Below are 17447 nucleotides of genomic sequence, written 5' to 3'. Positions count from 1 at the left end.
TTTCCTGACTCGATCCATCGATGCTAGCGATGGTTATTCATTTGTTCCATCGCTTATTTCGCAGGACTATCTCCCGCGACATCGGCAGCAGCTGCCCCCGACCACTGTGCTGCGTGTCACTCCGGGCGCCCGTAATAACAATAAGAGCCGCACCTTCAGGAGATTCATGACATGAGCCTTACCCGCGTTCACCCGGTGGACGAGATCCTGCCCCTGCGGCAGCTCTTCACCTTCGGCCTGCAGCACGTCCTGGTAATGTACGCCGGCGCCGTCGCCGTGCCGCTCATCCTCGGCAGCGCCCTGGGCCTGACCCAGGCGCAGATCGTCACGCTGATCAACGCCAACCTGCTCACCTCCGGCATCGCCACGCTGATCCAGACCCTCGGCTTCTGGCGCTTCGGCGCGCGCCTGCCGTTGATCCAGGGTTGCTCCTTCATCGCCCTGGCACCGATGATCATGATCGGCAAGCAGTTCGGCCTGCAGGAAGTGTTCGGTGCGGTGATAGCGGCCGGTGCCATCACCATCGCCATCGCGCCGGTGTTCAGCCGGATGCTGCGGTTCTTTCCGCCGGTGGTCATCGGCAGCCTGATCACCATCATCGGCATCTCGCTGATGCCTGCCGCCGCCATCTGGCTGGGCGGCGGCAATCCGGGCTCGGAGGACTTCGGCAAACCAGCCAACCTGCTGCTGGGCATGACTACGGTGGCGATTACCCTGGTGATCTACGCACGCTTCTCGGGGTTCATCGGCAACCTCAGCGTGCTGATCGGGCTGATCGCCGGCAGTCTGGTCGCCGCCGCCTTCGGCATGACCCACTTCGGCCAGGTGGGCGAAGCAGCCTGGTTCGAGCTGAGCCCGCCAATGGCCTTCGGTGTCCCGCAGTTCTCGCTCACACCGATCCTGATCATGGTCCTGGCAATGCTGGTGATCATGGCCGAGACCACCGGCAACTGCTTGGCCATCGGCAAGCTGGTGGGCAAGCCGACCGACCAGCGCACCCTGGGCAACGCCTTCCGCGCCGACAGCCTGTCAACCCTGCTCGGCGGAATTTTCAACAGCTTCCCCTACAACGCGTTCACCCAGAACACCGGACTGATCGCCCTTTCCAACGTGAAGAGCCGCTTCGTGGTCGCCGCCGCTGGCGCAATCATGGTGCTGATGGGGCTGTTCCCCAAGCTCGGCGCACTGATCGCAGCAGTCCCCACGCCGGTGCTGGGCGGCTGTGCCATCGTGATGTTCGGCATGACCACCGTGGCCGGCATCCAGGAACTCTCCCGCGTGCGCTTCGAAGGCACCCGCAACGGCATCATCGTCGCGGTCTCGGTCAGCGTCGGTGTGCTGCCGATGTCCTTCCCGGCCCTTTTCGAACACGCCAGCGGCCCGCTCAAGCTGGTGCTGGAGAGCGGCATTTTCCTCGGCGCGATCACCGCCATCCTGCTCAATCTGCTGCTCAACAACGACAAGAGCCCTGCCGCCAAACCCGCCGGCCAGGCCAGCGTCACCGAGTGACCATTCCGGCGTGCGCCTGCGGGCGCACGCACTACTTCACTGCCCACGGATCCCCTATGACACACTTCAACAAACTCACCCCCGCCGGACTTTCCGAACTCGATCTCGACCTGCTGCGCCAGTCGATCCGCCTTTCCGAGGAATCCCGTGAACGCGGACGCCATCCTTTTGCCGCACTGGTGGCCGATACCCAGGGGCGGGTGATCGCCAGCGCCGGCAACAACTCCATGCCGCCCGAAGGTGACCCGACCCAGCACGCCGAACTGGTGGCAGCGGCTCTTGCCGCACGTCAGTTGAGCCCGGAAGAGCTGGCCGACTGCACGCTCTACACCAGCGCCGAGCCCTGCTGCATGTGTTCCGGGGCGATCTACTGGACCGGCATCGGTCGGGTGGTCTACGCGCTCTCCGAGCACTCGCTGCTGGGCCTGACTGGCGCACATCCGGAGAACCCGACCTTCTCCCTGCCCTGCCGGGAAGTCTTTGCCCGTGGCCAGCGTGTGATCGACGTGCACGGTCCAATGCTGGAGGACGAGGCGGCGACGGCCCATGTGGGGTTCTGGGAATGAATGGCGGCCTCTCCATCCATGTCGTCGACATCGCCAGTGGGCATGTCGCGCAGGGGCTGGAGCTATGCGTGAAGCGGCAGGATGGCGACGTCATCCTGCGCGGCAGCATCGATGGGCGAGGACTGCTACCGGGGCTGGAGGCGCTCGCCGAGCAGTTTGGCAGCGGGGTCTACGAAGTGCGCCTGCAGGTCGCCGACTTCTATCGGGCAAACGGAACTGCGCTGCCCGAAACTCCCTTTCTCGACGAGCTGATCTATCGCTTCGGCATTGGCGATGCGCACCAGCACTATCACCTGCCGTTCAAGCTCACCGCCTGGGGCCTTTCCTGCTTCCGTGGCGGAGCCTGACCAGCGCCGGGGTTGCGAAAGCCCTGGCGCTGCTCAGGCATGCCAGCAGCGATACCAGCCATCCTGCTCAGTCACTTTCAACGGTGCCTGGTACAGCGCGGACAGGTGCTCGCTGGTGAGAATCTCGGCCTTTGGCCCGTCAGCCACCACCTTGCCGTTGGCGATCAGCACCACGCGTTCGATTTCCGGGATGATCTCGTCCAGGTGATGGGTGGTGATGATCATTGCGTGCTCCGGGCCACAGAAGCGCCGCAGCAGGGTAAGCATCTGCAGGCTGGCGCCCATGTCCAGGCCATTGGCCGGCTCATCGAGGATCAGTGCCCGGGGCTCGTGGATCAGCGCACGGGCCAACAGCAGGCGGCGCTTCTGGCCGGTGGACAGGCGCTGGAACATGCGCTCGGCATAGTCGCCCATCTCCACGGCGGCGAGCATTTCGCGGGACTTTTCGACCTGTTCTGGCGTCGGTTGCAGGTGGCTGTGGCTGCCGATGGCGCCGAAGAAGCCCGAGATCACCACATCCAGCGCCTGGGTGAACGGCGTATAGTCTTCCTGGAGGTCCTGGGAGACGAAGCCGATGCGGCTGCGCAGGTCCCACAGGGTGACGTTCTGCAGGCCGAACAGGTTCAGCAAGCTGTCCGGGCGATCCACCGGGTAAAGCTCGCGGCTGATCAGCTTGAGCAGTGTGCTCTTGCCGGCGCCGTTGGGACCGAGGATGGCGACCTTCTCGCCTTCGCCAATGTGCAGGGAAAAGCCATCCAGCACGCGGGTCTGCTGCTGGTAGGCGGTGACGTTATTGAATTCGATCATGGACTTTTCATATCGGGCTGAGGGCAGCCGCTGACAGTAGGCGCGTTAGGCCTGGCACTCAAGTCTTCATCGAATCGCAACTACGCTTTCGGTATTTCCCACAAGCGGGCGCGCCCAATGAGCGAACATGAACCTCCCAGCCTGGATGACGATATCTGCGTCCACATCTTCTCCGTCTCCGCCACCATGGTCGGCGTTTGCCTGACGGTGATTGGCATCATCCGGGTGATCCTGACGCTGCGTCATGATGACTTGATCATCGACGACCTGGTGGCGGTGAATATGCTTCTCTACGTCGTATCCGCTTTCTGTGCCTACTGGAGCCTGCGCGCCCACCGCACACGCCGCGGCCAGATCATGACCCGCATCGCCGACAGCGTATTTCTTGGTGCCCTGCTGTTCACCGCGGCCAACGCCAGCTTCATTACTTGGGCAATGACCTCCACACCCACCACCTGACCCGCTCGACCGCAACAGGCACACTGAACCGCAATTAAATGCCCCGTAGTCCAGCGATATAGAGCGGCGCGCCGCACCCGAGCGCCCAATCTCCGTCTCGACCTCCAACTTCCTCGCTCGCTCGAAAATTACCCTTCAAAACTTCCAGCGCCCAAAACAGGTCCACTGTCTGACCCTGCCCGATCGGCACCCACTCGAAGAGAGGGGCGAAGCACCGCTCGTCCCCCCTTCTAATGGGGTCTTCGACCAATCTGGGCCAGGACGCGCCGCTGGCCATACAGGAGTTCCGACATGAGTGAATACATCGCCCCGCTGCGCGACATGCAGTTCGTCCTGCGCGAACTGCAGCAACTCGACAAGCTGAATCAGCTGCCCGGCCAGGAAGAGATGAATGCCGAGTTGGTGGACGCCATCCTCAACGAGGCCGCGCGTTTCGCCCAGGGCGTGCTGGCGCCGCTGAACCGCGTGGGCGACCGCCAGGGTGCGCGCTGGCAGGACGGCGATGTGCGCACGGCCGAGGGCTGGCGCGAGGCCTACGGACGATTCGCCGACAAGGGCTGGAATGCGCTCTCCTGCCCGCCCGACTTCGGCGGCCAGGGCGCGCCCCGACTGGTTTCGGCGCTGGTGGAGGAAATGTGGAACGCCGCCAACGTCGCCTTCGGCCTGTGCCCGATGCTCACCCGAGGGGCCATCGAGGCCATCGAGCTGCGTGGCTCGGAGGAACTGAAGCGGACCTGGCTGCCCAAACTGGTGAGCGGCGAATGGACCGGCACCATGAACCTCACCGAGCCCCAGGCAGGCTCCGACCTCGCCGCCGTGCGCACGCGCGCCGAGTCGCAGGCGGACGGCAGCTACCGGGTATTCGGGCAGAAGATCTTCATCACCTACGGCGAGCACGACCTTACCGACAACATCGTCCACCTGGTCCTGGCGCGCGTGCCGGGTGCGCCGGCCGGCGTGAAAGGCATCTCGCTGTTCGTCGTGCCCAAGGTGCTGCTCAACGCCGATGGCAGCCTGGGCGAGCGCAATGACGTGCGCTGCGTCTCCATCGAGCACAAGCTTGGCATCCACGGCAGCCCGACCGCCGTGCTGGCCTTCGGCGACCAGGGCGGCGCCCAAGGCTGGCTGGTAGGCGAAGAGAATCGCGGCCTGGAGTACATGTTCATCATGATGAATGCGGCGCGCTTCTCCGTTGGCATCGAAGGGATCGGCTTGGCCGAACGGGCCTATCAGCGCGCGCTGGCCTATGCCCGGCTGCGCATCCAGGGCTCGGAGATTGGCGTACCGGGGGGAGAAAAGGCCGCGATCATCCGCCACCCGGATGTGCGTCGTCTGCTCATGTCGATGCGCTCACGGGTGGAAGCCATGCGCGCGCTGGCCTGCGAAGTGGCACTGGCGACCGATCTGGCCCACAGCCACCCGAGCGAAACCGTGCGCCGTGAGCGGCAAGCCTTCGTCGAGCTGATGATCCCAGTGATCAAGGGCTGGTGCACCGAGAGCGCGGTGGACATCGCCTCCCTTGGCGTGCAGGTCCATGGCGGTATGGGCTTCATCGAGGAAACCGGTGCCGCCCAGCATCTGCGCGACGCTCGGATCACGCCGATCTATGAGGGCACCACGGCCATCCAGGCGCTCGATCTGATCGGTCGCAAGATTGCCCGCGACAAGGGCGCGGCCGCCTTCGCCCTCATCACCCGCTTGCGTGAAGCGCAACTGGCGCTACCGGACGACGACCCGCAACTGGCGGCGATTCGTCATCGCCTGTTCTCGGCGATCAACGCCCTTGATGATGCGGTGAACTACGTGGTGAACCACTTCGACGATCAGGTGCGCCAGGTAGCACTGGGCTCGGTACCGCTGCTGGAGCTGTTCGGCATCGTCACCGGCGGCTGGCAGCTGGCGCGCTCCGCCCAGGTGGCCCGCCACCGCTTGGCCGACAACAGCGGCGACGCCGCGTTCTACCGGGCCAAGCTGCGCACCGCGCAGTTCTATGCCGGGCATTTCCTCACCCGCGCACCGGGCCTGGCGCAGGTCATCGTCGAGGGGGGCGACGCCGCTCTGGCGATGGAGGACTTTGCCTTCTGAGCGGATATCGCCGCCCGTCCGAAGTGCCTGAGGGCGGCCACATTCCGTAACGCAAACTTTACACCCCCTGTCGGTCCTGTCGCCCGTGGCCACAACAGGCCGCGCACCAAGCGTGCGCACACTTGGCTATTGCGGAAGGATCCCGTTATGCAGGAATGCTCGTTGACAGGGTCTCGCCGCTTCAGTGAGATGGCCTTTCGTTCAGGCAAATGGCATTGCTGGCCGACTGTGTGCGTTGTGTCCTGCAATGCCGCGATGACGAAACTTTGGCGATCCCGACTCGCTTACGAAAGTTTTCTCGTTTCATCGACACAGGAGATGCCGGCGATGTTGAACCAGGCACCCCGGAATACCCAGGACGTCGAATTCGACGAGCAATTCCTCCTCGCCTTCGAGATCCAGGTCCTGCAGAAGGCCCTGCCGGCCTTCGAAGAGGCCTCGCGCTTCGCCCGCGACCGGGGCCTGCGCTGTAGCGTGGAATTGATCACCAACGCTGACGGCCATCCCGAACTGAGCCTTAGCGCGACCCAGCGCGATGACCTGCCGGACAGTTGCTATCGACTGATCGCGGACCCCGCCGCCCAAGGCATAGTCCACGAGGAGTTCACTGCGGTGAACCGCCGCACGCGCCGCCAGGGCGCGCGCCTGGCGACGCTGACTTCGCGCTCGCTGGAGCTGCAACTGGAAGCCTTCTTCATGCACGCCTTCGGCATGCGGCTGGACTACAACGTGCTGCGCCTGGACTACTCTTACGAGCATGCTTCTGGGCTTTAGGCCTTTTCCGACGCCGCCGGTCGTCGGTTCGGCCGGTGGCGGAACGAGCGTTCCGTCGGACTGTTCCTGCAAAGGATGATTTATGGCAACGATGAACGCGTCGAAGTCGCTATTATTCGCGCCCTGTGCGCCACCTCGTGCGTGTTTCCTCGTTGTCGCTTCGCCATGAATGAATTCCTCGTGCATTTTCAGGACGGTCACTGCCTGGGCAAGACCGTGCTGCGCTCGTTTTCCCGCCAGATGACCCTCTCCGAGGCGCGCGTGCGCCTGCAGGCCTGCTACCCGCTGCGCGTTCCGCACCTGCTGAACATCCTGCATCTGACGCCGATGCTGCCTGGCCGCTGATCGGGCCCACGGTCCGCAGCGCAAACCTCTCTGTTAGCGAGACGCGCGAACCGGCGCCGCCTGAGCCTCGCCGAGCCCGGCGAGGGCTTGCCGCGCCGCTTCGCCCGCCTGTTCCAGCACGCGGCGCTTCCAGCCATCTTCATCCACGTAGAAGGCATCGCGCAGCTGGCGATGGATGCGCAGGGCTTTCTCCGCCGGTACGCCGGGGTTGTTGGCCAGCCACTGGTCCGCGCGCAGCGCCTTGAGCACCTGGAGCCCTGGCAGCGTGCCGAACTCCAGGGCGATGGCGGTCAGCTCGGCCTGCGGACACTCGCTCGCAGCGCTGAGGATCATCTGCCCATGCAGTTGCACCGACACCGATCCCCCCTCGTGCGCCGAAGTCACCTCATCGCTCCACCAGCGGCGCGTGCGCGCCAGCGTCTGCGGGTCGTTCCCGCCCACATAGATGCGCTCGCCGTGGCCTTTTGGCCCAAGGCCGGTGTGCACGTCGATCCAGCCCAGTCGTGCGCAGTTGCGGGCGTGCTGGCGCAGCACCTGGCGCACGGCTTGGTTGCTCCAGGTCGGTTTGGCGCCGATGTAGAACAGGCCGTTGGGATGGCTGTCCTGGCCGCTGGATATGGCCGCCTGCAGTTGCTTGCGGCCGTGGCGCATGGCGTAGCGCAGCAGGCGCAGGTGGCTGGCGAAGGACGGCCAGCGGTGCGGGATCAGGATCGGGTCGAGCGCCGCGTAGGCCTGGTTGCGCTGTCGCGGCTGGGAGAAGTCGATGAAGTTGCGGTTGAGGTCGACGTTCTCGTGGGTCCAGCGCCGCCACCAGGAAAAACCGTAGGGGTTGGCCGCATGCAGGTAAAGCACTGCGCAATCGGCCTTGGCGCATTGCTCCAGCCAGTCAGGGTCATTGAGCAGGGCAACCTGCACCGCGGAGCCGCAGAAACCTTCCACCCCGTGGCAGCCGCTGCTGATGATCAGCAAGTTCTTGGCATCGCGCGGACCACTCCGCGCTACGTCCAGCGCGAGCGGTTCGCCATCGCGGCCGGCCAGCGGGTGGCGGTGGGATTCGACGACCAGGCCGGCGGACAGGCACGCGGCGAGAAACTTGCCACGCGCTTCGGCGTAGCTCTGGGAGAAACAGGCAGACGGGTTCATCACCGCTCCGGATGATTAGATGTTGCAGGGCCCGCTGGGCGGGCCCTTCGGGGAATATCAGGCGTGGCCGACCGCACCGGGCAGCGGCGCTTCGCTGTGCTCGCCCTGCAGGGACTGGCGGGTGCGCTCGGGGGCGATGATCCGGCAGCCGAGGATGGCACCGACCACGGTCAGCACGCCGAACAGGCCGAGCGCCGTCTCGAAGCCATGGGCGATGTCACCACCACGCAACTCGACCAGCTGGCCGACGATCCACGGCGCGAGCATCCCGGCGCTAGTCATGCCGCCAATGTGAATGGCCAGCATCGAACCGCGCTGGGCGCTCGGGGCGATGTAGGCAACCAGAGTGTTGCAGAAGGTTGGCAGGACGTTCACCAGGATCGCGCCCAGGGCGTAGAGCACCAGGATCGCCAGGCGATCGCCGTGCAGCAGGGTCAGCGCGCAGAAGGCGACACCGGCGACCACTGCGAAGGCCATCGGCGGCAACACCATGGCGCGCTGCACCGAGGCGCCGCGCTTCATCGCACGCTGCGAGAGCGTGGAGAGCAGCAGGTTGGCGAGAATCACCCCGACCGTCACCACCATCACCGTGTAGCCGGACTGCATGGGCGTCATGCCCTGGCCCTTCTGCAGGTACACCGGCACCCAGCTGTACACCAGCGCGGTGGGCAGGTAGCTGAGGAAGCCCATCAGGGTGATCCAGAGGAAACTGCGGTTGAGCAGCAGGCGGCTGTACGGCAGGCGCAGCGACGGGCCCGGCCCCTCCTCCTCGGTCTGCTGGCCTTCGCGGCCGAAGATCAACCAGACCACCAGCCAGACCAGCCCGAGCAGCGCCAGCAGGAAGTACGCGGTGCGCCAGCCGAAGTGCTGGATCGCCAGTGGCAGGCTCAGTGCGCCAAGCACCGCGCCGAGCATGATCGACACCTGGATCAGCGCCGAGGGCAGCACGCGCTCCTTGGGGCCAAACCACTTGAAGCAGGCGTGCTGGGTAACCGCCGTGCCCGGCCCGGTGCCGGCGCCGAGCAGCAAGCGCCCGGCGACCAGCGCGGCAAAGCCGCTGGACAACGCCACCAGCAGTTGCGAGGCCATCCAGACCACCGACATCCCGGCGAGAATCCAGCGCGTCGGGAAGCGGTTGGCGAGGAAGCCCACCAGCACGCCGGAGATCGAATAGAGGAAGAAGAACGCGCTGCCGATGAAGCCGAACTCGGTCGGTGAAAGCTTCAGCTCATCGATGATCTGCGCGCCGGCGAAGGCGAAGATGGTCTTGTCCAGTACGCTGATGACCATCACCAGCATCAGCAGGATGAGGACTACGGTGCGCTGTTTCATGCCTGCTCCTCTCTCGACAGCGAAGTCTCCACCAGCCGCACCCAGAGCGCCGCGCCGAAGGGAATGGCGCCGTCGTTGAAGTCGTAACCGGGGTTGTGGACCATACAGCCGCTGGGGCCGCTGTTGCCATTGCCCAGGGCGATGTAGCAACCGGGACGGCGCTCCAGCATCCAGGCGAAATCCTCGCTGCCAAGGAATCCCGAAGGAATCTCGGAGAGCAGCCGCTGCGGTCCGACCAGTTCAGTCAGTACCTGGCGCGCGAGGCGGGTTTCCTCCGGCGTGTTGACCAGCACCGGCACCAGCTCTTCGTACTCGTAGTGCAGTTCCATGCCGTGCACATCGGCGACGCCACGGGTGATCTCGCCGATGCGCCGCTTGAGCAGCTCGCGCACCTCCGGTTTGGTGGCGCGCACGCTCAGGCGCAGGTCGGCGTGGTCAGGAATGACGTTCGCCGCCTCCCCCGCCTTGAGCATGCCCACGGTCACCACGCCCACTTCGGTGGACGGCACGTTGCGAGCGACGACGCTTTGCAGCGCCAATACCAGTTCCGCGGCGGCGACAATCGGGTCCTTGGTCAAATGCGGCATGGCGCCATGGCCGCCGACGCCCGTCAGGCGGATCGATACACGGTCCGAGGATGCAGTCAGCGCGCCTTCGCGGGTCAGGAAGCAGCCCACCGGCAGACCCGGCGCGTTGTGCAGCGCGTACACCGCGTCGCAGGGGAAGCGCTCGAACAGGCCGTCGTCCATCATCGCCACGGCGCCACCCAGGGTTTCCTCGGCGGGCTGGAAGATCAGGTTGAGGGTGCCGTCGAAGTTGCGCTGCTCGGCCAGGTCGCGGGCGGCGCAGAGCAGGATGGCGGTGTGGCCGTCATGACCACAGGCGTGCATGCGCCCAGCGTGCTGGCTGGCGTAGGGCACGCCGCTGGCTTCGTCGATGGGCAGCGCGTCCATGTCGGCGCGAATGCCGATGCTGCGTGCACTGTTGCCTTGGCGCAGGACACCGACCACCCCGGTACCGCCTACGCCTTCATGGACGTCGTAGCCCCATTCGCGCAGGTAGCCGGCGACGATGGAGGCGGTACGCGCCTCCTCGAAGCCCAGCTCGGGATGCTGGTGAAGGTCCCGGCGAATCCGGGCGAAGGCTTCCTGGGAAGCGAATAGTCTTTCGACTGTCTCGTGCTGGGTAAGGGGGTGCTGACTCATGCCGCATCCTGCTCATTGTTCTGATGTGGCCGGCAGGATGCCCCACGCGCGAGGCGCTGAATAATGACCTTCGCGCATGCTTATCAAGGCTGGTTATCGACGCGGCTTTCATCCACCAGGATCAGTCGCCTTGCGCAGGTGCGGCCCCTTGAAGGCGTAGACCAGCTCGTCCACAAGGGTCTGCGCCTCGCGGGTCATCAACTCTGGCGGACGGCAGACCAGCGAGATGTCGGTGCCCGGCACGGTTTCGGCGATGTCCAGCGCTTCCAGTGTGCCGGATACCACCGGCAGGTCGAACACCCGCCGCGACCAGAAGCTCACTGCGTCGGTGTTGGCCGCCAGCTCTGCGTAGAGCACCACCGAGGCACACTCGATGACGCGCTCGGGGTGGCGCACCTGGTACTGCTCGAACATCTGCCCGGCAAGGGAGACGTCCAGCGAATCAGGCACCAGCCATTCTTCGTCCAGCAACTCGTGGAGCGACCGCGCGTTGCGCAGCGGATGCCCCTTGCGCACCGCCAGTGTGGTGGGTTGGGCGTAGAGTTCCTGCCAATGGAAGCCATCGACGTTGCGCGAGGACGGCTGCGAGGTCAGCACCAGGTCCAACTGGCCTTCACGCAGGCCTTCGAGCAGCTTTGCCGGGCGCAGCTCGTTGATCTGCAACTGCACCTTGGGGTAGCGCTTGCGATAACGCAGCAGGCAACTGGCGAACTGCTGGCTGGGCGTAACCGGTGACACCCCGATGGCCACGCGGCCGTCCATGGCGCCTTTCAGCGTCTCGATCTCGTCTCGTGCGCGGCGCACCTCTTCCACTACCAGGCGGGCGCGGCGCACCAGGCGCTCGCCGTATTCAGTGGCGGTGATGCCGCGGTTGGAACGCACCAGCAGCGGCACGCCCAACTCGGCCTCGAGCTCCTTGATGCTCTTGGACAGGGCGGGCTGCGAGATGTGCAGCAGGCGCGAAGCTTCCTGGATGCTGCCGCTTTCGCAGATGGCGACGATGGCGCGGAGTTGATGCAACTTCATGGAGTGGTCGTCGGCTCGGGGATCGGTAACAGATCGGAACATAAAGCAAAATCGAGGCCGGCGTGAGTAACGGTTGGTAAACGAGATTGGACTGGTGGGTCGCGGAGCGCCTCTGGGCGTCGCCGCATCACTGAAAGGACAGGGTGTGATGCGGCGGTGCATCGCAGCGGCAATCCGGAGCGACGCCTACTGGCTGGTCCCATCAAAGGCTGCCCCGCCAATGGCGATCAGTTTCCAGCACTGGCCAGCAGACGCCGCGCGCGGCCCAATACCGGGGCATCGACCATCTGCCCGTCGACCTGGAAGGCCGCCGCACCGCTCTCGGCGGCAGCCACCACCCGTCGCGCCCAGTCCAGTTCGTCGGCGCTCGGGGCCAAAGCCGCATGGGCGACGTCCACCTGCTTCGGATGAATGCACAGCGCGCCCAGCAAACCGAGGTCGCGGCCATGGCGGATGGTCGCGGCGAAGCCTTCGGCATCGTCGAACGCCGGGAACACGGTATCCAGCGGCGGTTGCAGGTCGTTCACCCGCGAATGCAACAGCAGGCTCAGGCGCACCTGGTCATAAACCACCGCGGCAGCCTCGGTGCCGCTGCTCATGCCGATATCCAGCGCCAGGTCGAGGCCACCGAAGGTCAGGCGTTCCACACCCTCGCAGGCGGCGATTTCGTCCAGTGCGAGCAGGCCACGGGCGCTTTCGATCAGCGGCCAGACTGGTTTGCCGCAGGAAGCGGCGATGCGCACCTGCATGGCGCGCTCGGCCTTGGGCAGCAGGATACCGATGACGCCGGGCAGGCGCCGACACAGTTCGAGATCGGCTGCCTGTTCCGGATCGCCAGCGGCGTTCACTCGAACCCGCACGCGGGCCTCCGGGTTGGCGCCGAGGAAGGCCTCCAGATTGTTGCGAGCCTGGGCCTTGAGCGACGTCTCGACGGCGTCCTCGAAGTCGACGATCACCACGTCGGCGCCGCTGGCCAGGGCCTTGGCGAAACGCTCCGGGCGGCTGCCGGGGACGAACAGCGCGGTTCGTACGATGGAATCCGCCGGGCTTTGCTGAATCATTGGGTTCTCCTGGGTCATACCGCGCCCTGCTCGTGCAGGCGCTGGATATCACCGGGGGTATAACCCAGTTCCTGCAGCAGGTCATCCGTCTGCTGACCTAATGCCGGCACGGCATCCATGCGCGGCGCGTAGGCATTGCTGTTCACCGGCGGCAAAAGCGCCGGCAGGCGGCCGGCCGGGCTGTCGATCTCACGCCAGCGGTCGCGGGCGGCCAGCTGCGGGTGTTGCCAGAGGCCACGCATGTCGTTGACGTGGGCGTTGGCGATCTGCGCCTGCTCCAGGCGTTCGACCACCTGTTCGGCGCCGAGGCTGGCGAAGGCTTCGACGATCAGCCCACGCAGGGCGTCGCGGTTGGCCACACGCAGGCTGGTCGCAGTGAAACGCGGATCGACCGCCAGCTCCGGACGCTGCAGGACCACTTCGCAGAACAGCTTCCATTCACGCTCGTTCTGCACGCCGAGCATGACGCTGCCGCCGTCGCCGGTGGGGAACGGCCCGTAGGGATAGATGGTGGCGTGGGCAGCGCCGGCGCGCGGCGGCTGCGACTGGCCGTCGAAGGCGTAGTACATGGGGAAGCCCATCCACTCGGCCATGCCTTCGAGCATCGATACCTCGACGCGACTGCCCTCCCCCGTGCGGCCGCGCAGCAGCAGCGCGGAGAGGATGCCGCTGTAGGCGTACATGCCGGCGGAAATGTCGGCAATCGAGCAACCGGCCTTGGCCATCTCGTCGGCGCCCGGTCCGCCGGTTACCGAGAGGAAGCCGCTCTCGCTCTGGATCAGCAGGTCATAGGCCTTCTTCTGCTCGTAGGGGCCGCCTTCGCCGTAGCCGGAGATGTCACAGACGATCAGCCGCGGGAAGCGTTCATGCAGCGCGTCGAAGGACAGGCCCAGACGCGCGGCGGCGCCCGGCGCGAGGTTCTGCACCAGCACGTCGGCGGTTTCCAGCAGTTGCTCCAGCACCGCCTGCGCCGGTTTCTGCTTGAGGTCCAGGGACAGGCTTTCCTTGGAGCGGTTGGTCCAGACGAAGTGCGAGGCCAGGCCGCGCACGCGCTCGTCATAGCCACGGGCGAAGTCGCCGACGCCGGGGCGCTCGACCTTGATCACGCGGGCGCCAAGGTCGGCCAGCTGACGGGTGCAGAACGGCGCGGCGATGGCGTGTTCCAGGCTGACGACGGTGATGCCGTCGAGGGGACGCGAACTCATGGGCAACTCCAGACGCCGGCCGGCTGGCCGACGTGCATAGTCAGAAGTACCGGGCGGCCATCCAGCCGCCCGTGGCAGACTCAGTGGAAGACGTCGAGGCTCGGCAACTGGTGCAGAGCCCAGCTGGCCTGCACCAGGCGATCCGCTTCGGCCTGGCTGCGCTGGCCGGCGAAGGCCAGCAGGCGGCGGAACTTGTCTTCCAGCTCCGCACGGCTCAGGCCGTTGCCCGGATCGCCCTTGGGCTCGTCGATGGCGCCGTGCAGCTGGCGGCCGTCGGTGGTGAGTACGTCCACACGGCCGAGCCAGCGCCGCGGGTAGGCACCGTCCACTTCCGCATCGAGCTGCATGCTGACCTTCTCGCGGAAGGCAGAGACCTCGGCATCGTTCAGGGAGAACTCTTCGAACTCCACCAGACCGGCCTTGCCATGCACGGCGATCAGACCCAGCACGGTACCCATGGAGAATTTCGCCTGGTGCACGGTCTGCGGCACGACTACGCGGCCGAGCACGTCGATGGCGCCCTGGTGCACGCGGGTGGTGACCTGGGCGATGTCGCCATGCTCGAGCCCTTCACGCTGCATCAGGCCCAGCAGCGCATCGGCGGCGGGATGGGTGTGGCGGCAGGAAGCGTGGAACTTGTAGGAGGTCTCGCAGAGCGCCCAGCGGGTGCCCAGGCCGTCCACCAGACGGCTCGGGTCGGCGTCGCTGGACATGCCGGCAGCCATGCCCTGCTCGCCTTCGAGGATGTTCTGCGCGCCGGTCAGGCCATCGGCCGTCAGGTAGGCGGCGAGCAGGCCGTCAGCGGCGGCTTTCGCAGTGTGCAGCTGCTTGGAGTCGGCGGCGTCGCGCAGGAACTCCCAGAGCCCGGCGGCCTGGGTGCCGGCGCTGCCCAGGCAGTTGACGAACTGCCGGCTGTCCAGGCCCAGCAACTTGCCCACGGCCACTGCGGCAGCCAGGGTGCCGACCGTGGCGGTGGTGTGGAAGATGCGGTAGTGCGAGCGACCGAGGAACTCGCCGATGCGGATGCCGGCCTCGTAGCCGGCGACGCTGGCGAGGATCAGTTCGCGGCCGGACTTGCCCAGCTCCTGCGCGGCTGCCAGGGCCGCCGGGAAGACCACGGTGGCCGGGTGCAGCACGGAGCTGTTGTGCAGGTCGTCCTGCTCCACCAGGTGCGAGCTGGCACCGTTGACCAGCGCGGCGAAGTACGCGGAGGTCGAGGTGCCGTCCACCAGCACGCGGCTTTTACCGCTGGCCGGGCCCATGCGCTGGGCGTAACGCTGGAACAGCGGGATCGGGTGGCGATTCTGGCTGGCCAGGGCCGAGCCGAGCCAGTCGAGGAACAGTTCCTCGGTGTACTCGACCACGGACGTGGGCAGGTCTTCGTAGCGCAGGCCGGCAAGGAACTCGGCCAGGGCATGGGTATTGTTCATTGTTCTTCTCGTCCCGGCTTAGAAGGAGCGCGGCAGTTCGAGCAGATGCTCGGCCACGTACGACAGGATCAGGTTGGTGGAAATCGGCGCCACCTGGTACAGGCGGGTCTCGCGGAACTTGCGTTCGACGTCGTATTCGTTGGCGAAGCCGAAGCCGCCGTGGGTCTGCAGGCAGGCGTTGGCCGCTTCCCAGCTGGCCTTGGCAGCCAGGTACTTGGCCATGTTGGCGGCGGCGCCGGCGTTCTTGCCGCTGTCGTACTCCTGGCAGGCGCGCCAGCGCATCAGGTCAGCGGCCTCGATCTCGATATGCGCCTCGGCGATGGGGAACTGCACGCCCTGGTTCTGCCCGATCGGACGGCCGAACACCACGCGGTCACGGGCATACTGCGCGGACTTCTCGGTGAACCAGCGGCCGTCGCCGATGCACTCGGCGGCGATCAGCGTGCGCTCGGCGTTGAGGCCGTCGAGGATGTACTTGAAGCCCTTGCCTTCCTCGCCGATCAGGCTGCTGGCCGGCAGCTCCAGGTTGTCGAAGAACAGCTCGTTGGTCTCGTGGTTGACCATGTTGGCGATGGGCTGCACGATCAGGCCGTTGCCGATGGCCTCGCGTAGGTCGACGAGGAAGATCGACATGCCTTCGGACTTCTTCTTCACCTCGGCCAGCGGCGTGGTGCGGGCCAGCAGGATCATCAGGTCGGAGTGCTGGACGCGCGAGATCCACACCTTCTGGCCGTTGATCACGTACTTGTCGCCCTGGCGCACGGCGGTGGTCTTGATCTTGGTGGTGTCGGTGCCGGTGGTGGGCTCGGTGACGCCCATGGACTGCAGGCGCAGCTCGCCGCTGGCGAGCTTGGGCAGGTAGTAGGCCTTCTGTTCGGCGCTGCCGTTACGCAGCAGGGTGAACATGTTGTACATCTGCCCGTGGATGGTGCCGGAGTTGCCGCCGCAGTGGTTCACCTCCTCGAGGATCACCGAGGCTTCGGCTAGGCCCAGGCCCGAACCGCCGTATTCTTCCGGGATCATCGCCGAGAGCCAGCCGGCTTCGGTCATGGCGCGAACGAAGTCCTCGGGGAAGCCTTTCTCTTCGTCGATCTTGCGCCAGTACTCGGCGGGGAACTCCGCGCACAGGGCGCGCACGCCGTCACGAATGGCCTGGAGTTCTTCGGGGGTGGACGTCATCGAAACACCTCATGTCTTTCTTGTTGGAGGCACCGGGAAAGGTGCGGTCAGTCGAATTCCACTTCGCCGCGCTGGGCGATGCCGGCGCCGTTGCCGGCCCAGACTTCGGCCTTGCCGGGGCCGCTCAGGCGGCCGCCGACGTCGAACGGTTCGGGGCTGATCAGCGGGCGCAGGCCACGGTAGGCGTAGCGGCGCAGGCGTGCCTGGGGGTTGGCGCGGCAGAACGCGCGCAGGTTCAGGGTGCCGATCAGCGGGCCGTGTACCACCAGGCCGGGGTAGCCCTCGGCCTCGGTGACGTAGGGCCAGTCGTAATGGATGCGGTGGCCGTTGAAGGTCAGCGCGGAGTAGCGGAACAGCAGGATCGGCGACGGCACCACGGCCTCGCTCCAGTCGCCGGCGGGCAGCGCATCGCCGCTGGTGAGCTTGGGCGGAGTGGGCTCGCGGTAGACGATGTCCTGCTCCTCGCTGAACGCCAGGCGGCCGTCCTGGGCGAATTCGTGGCGCAGGGTGACGAACAGCAGCGAGCCGGTGCGGCCGTGCTTTTCCTCGACGTTCAGGATGGTGGTGGTGCGTTTCGCCACGCCGCCGACCCGCAGCGGCTCATGGAACTCCAGGCGACCGCCCGCCCACATGCGGTTGCGTCCATCGGCCGGGGGCAGGAAGCCGCCGCGCGCCGGATGGCCGTCGGCGCCCAGGCCCGGCTCGGTCACTTCATCCTGGAAGAACATCCAGTGCCACAGCGGCGGCAGTGCCTCGCCGGCGGCCGGGGCGTCTTCGGCCAGGGTCACGGCCAGACGGCGGACCAGCAGCGTACTCAGTTCTTCCTCGCGCTCCTGGGAGCGGCCGATCCAGTCGGCGTAGGGTGAATCGCTCATTGCGGACCTCTTGGCAGGTTTGATGAACGGAGCATGCAACAGGGCTTGCGTTCGTCGAATCCACATTTTCATAATCCAGCGTTAGGCAATTCCTAACGC

The 17447-nt window shown here is 66.0% G+C and carries 17 protein-coding genes; 7 read left to right on the top strand and 10 right to left on the bottom strand.

Going from position 1 to position 17447, the window contains the following annotated elements:
• Positions 1 to 171: 171 nt before the first annotated feature.
• The 3 genes from ACIPK7_RS15825 to ACIPK7_RS15815 are packed head-to-tail and all read left to right on the top strand — an operon-like array spanning position 172 to position 2422.
• Positions 172 to 1509 (top strand): nucleobase:cation symporter-2 family protein, encoded by a 1338-nt coding sequence (locus ACIPK7_RS15825; RefSeq protein ID WP_401088786.1) that lies wholly within the window; start codon positions 172 to 174, stop codon positions 1507 to 1509.
• 56 nt (positions 1510 to 1565) lie between these two features.
• Positions 1566 to 2075 (top strand): nucleoside deaminase, encoded by a 510-nt coding sequence (locus tag ACIPK7_RS15820; protein WP_401088784.1) that lies wholly within the window; start codon positions 1566 to 1568, stop codon positions 2073 to 2075.
• Complete coding sequence (locus ACIPK7_RS15815) at positions 2072 to 2422, top strand: hydroxyisourate hydrolase (RefSeq protein ID WP_401088782.1); 351 nt, start codon at positions 2072 to 2074, stop codon at positions 2420 to 2422. The genes ACIPK7_RS15820 and ACIPK7_RS15815 overlap by 4 nt, the downstream gene beginning before the upstream one ends.
• Positions 2423 to 2455: 33 nt before the next feature.
• On the opposite strand, the gene ACIPK7_RS15810 is transcribed toward ACIPK7_RS15815, so the two are convergent.
• Entirely contained in the window at positions 2456 to 3229 is a 774-nt protein-coding gene (locus ACIPK7_RS15810) for an ABC transporter ATP-binding protein (protein WP_401088780.1), read from the bottom strand.
• Between the two features lie 117 nt (positions 3230 to 3346).
• Between ACIPK7_RS15810 and ACIPK7_RS15805 the strand changes: the two genes are divergently transcribed.
• The 4 genes from ACIPK7_RS15805 to ACIPK7_RS15790 all read left to right on the top strand — a co-directional run bounded on the left by ACIPK7_RS15805 (position 3347) and on the right by ACIPK7_RS15790 (position 6892).
• Positions 3347 to 3688, top strand: a complete 342-nt coding sequence (locus ACIPK7_RS15805; RefSeq protein WP_192432664.1) for a hypothetical protein — start codon at positions 3347 to 3349, stop codon at positions 3686 to 3688.
• A 291-nt stretch (positions 3689 to 3979) separates the two neighbouring features.
• A complete protein-coding gene (locus tag ACIPK7_RS15800; RefSeq protein ID WP_192432665.1) occupies positions 3980 to 5773 on the top strand; it encodes an acyl-CoA dehydrogenase in 1794 nt (597 codons plus the stop codon).
• Between the two features lie 327 nt (positions 5774 to 6100).
• Entirely contained in the window at positions 6101 to 6547 is a 447-nt protein-coding gene (locus ACIPK7_RS15795; RefSeq protein ID WP_192432666.1) for a hypothetical protein, read from the top strand.
• 165 nt (positions 6548 to 6712) lie between these two features.
• Complete coding sequence (locus ACIPK7_RS15790) at positions 6713 to 6892, top strand: hypothetical protein (protein ID WP_024762799.1); 180 nt, start codon at positions 6713 to 6715, stop codon at positions 6890 to 6892.
• A 33-nt stretch (positions 6893 to 6925) separates the two neighbouring features.
• On the opposite strand, the gene ACIPK7_RS15785 is transcribed toward ACIPK7_RS15790, so the two are convergent.
• The 9 genes from ACIPK7_RS15785 to ACIPK7_RS15745 all read right to left on the bottom strand — a co-directional run bounded on the left by ACIPK7_RS15785 (position 6926) and on the right by ACIPK7_RS15745 (position 17348).
• Positions 6926 to 8035 carry a M14 family metallopeptidase gene (locus tag ACIPK7_RS15785; protein WP_401088777.1) on the bottom strand — a complete coding sequence of 370 codons (1110 nt, stop codon included), beginning with the start codon at positions 8033 to 8035 and terminating at the stop codon, positions 6926 to 6928.
• A 57-nt stretch (positions 8036 to 8092) separates the two neighbouring features.
• Entirely contained in the window at positions 8093 to 9367 is a 1275-nt protein-coding gene (locus ACIPK7_RS15780) for an MFS transporter (protein WP_401088775.1), read from the bottom strand.
• Positions 9364 to 10572 carry a M20 aminoacylase family protein gene (locus ACIPK7_RS15775; RefSeq protein ID WP_192432669.1) on the bottom strand — a complete coding sequence of 403 codons (1209 nt, stop codon included), beginning with the start codon at positions 10570 to 10572 and terminating at the stop codon, positions 9364 to 9366. Before ACIPK7_RS15775 ends, ACIPK7_RS15780 begins: the two co-directional genes overlap by 4 nt.
• Before the next feature lie 108 nt (positions 10573 to 10680).
• Positions 10681 to 11598, bottom strand: coding sequence for a LysR family transcriptional regulator (locus ACIPK7_RS15770; RefSeq protein ID WP_192432670.1), 918 nt, complete (start codon positions 11596 to 11598; stop codon positions 10681 to 10683).
• A 227-nt stretch (positions 11599 to 11825) separates the two neighbouring features.
• On the bottom strand, positions 11826 to 12659 hold the full coding sequence (locus tag ACIPK7_RS15765; protein WP_401088770.1) for an HpcH/HpaI aldolase/citrate lyase family protein: 834 nt from the start codon (positions 12657 to 12659) through the stop codon (positions 11826 to 11828).
• Between the two features lie 14 nt (positions 12660 to 12673).
• Positions 12674 to 13864, bottom strand: coding sequence for a CaiB/BaiF CoA-transferase family protein (locus ACIPK7_RS15760; protein ID WP_192432672.1), 1191 nt, complete (start codon positions 13862 to 13864; stop codon positions 12674 to 12676).
• 80 nt (positions 13865 to 13944) lie between these two features.
• Positions 13945 to 15294: an MmgE/PrpD family protein gene (locus tag ACIPK7_RS15755; RefSeq protein ID WP_401088768.1), complete on the bottom strand. Its 1350-nt coding sequence runs from the start codon at positions 15292 to 15294 to the stop codon at positions 13945 to 13947.
• Between the two features lie 18 nt (positions 15295 to 15312).
• Complete coding sequence (locus tag ACIPK7_RS15750; protein WP_401088766.1) at positions 15313 to 16473, bottom strand: acyl-CoA dehydrogenase family protein; 1161 nt, start codon at positions 16471 to 16473, stop codon at positions 15313 to 15315.
• A 47-nt stretch (positions 16474 to 16520) separates the two neighbouring features.
• Positions 16521 to 17348: a MaoC family dehydratase N-terminal domain-containing protein gene (locus tag ACIPK7_RS15745; protein ID WP_192432675.1), complete on the bottom strand. Its 828-nt coding sequence runs from the start codon at positions 17346 to 17348 to the stop codon at positions 16521 to 16523.
• Positions 17349 to 17447: the final 99 nt, after the last annotated feature.

The organism is Pseudomonas sp. NPDC086581, from assembly GCF_044746165.1.
Taxonomy (GTDB): domain Bacteria; phylum Pseudomonadota; class Gammaproteobacteria; order Pseudomonadales; family Pseudomonadaceae; genus Pseudomonas.
The sequence above is the reverse complement of the archived record's forward strand: the minus strand, read 5'-3'. Positions and strand labels throughout refer to the sequence as shown.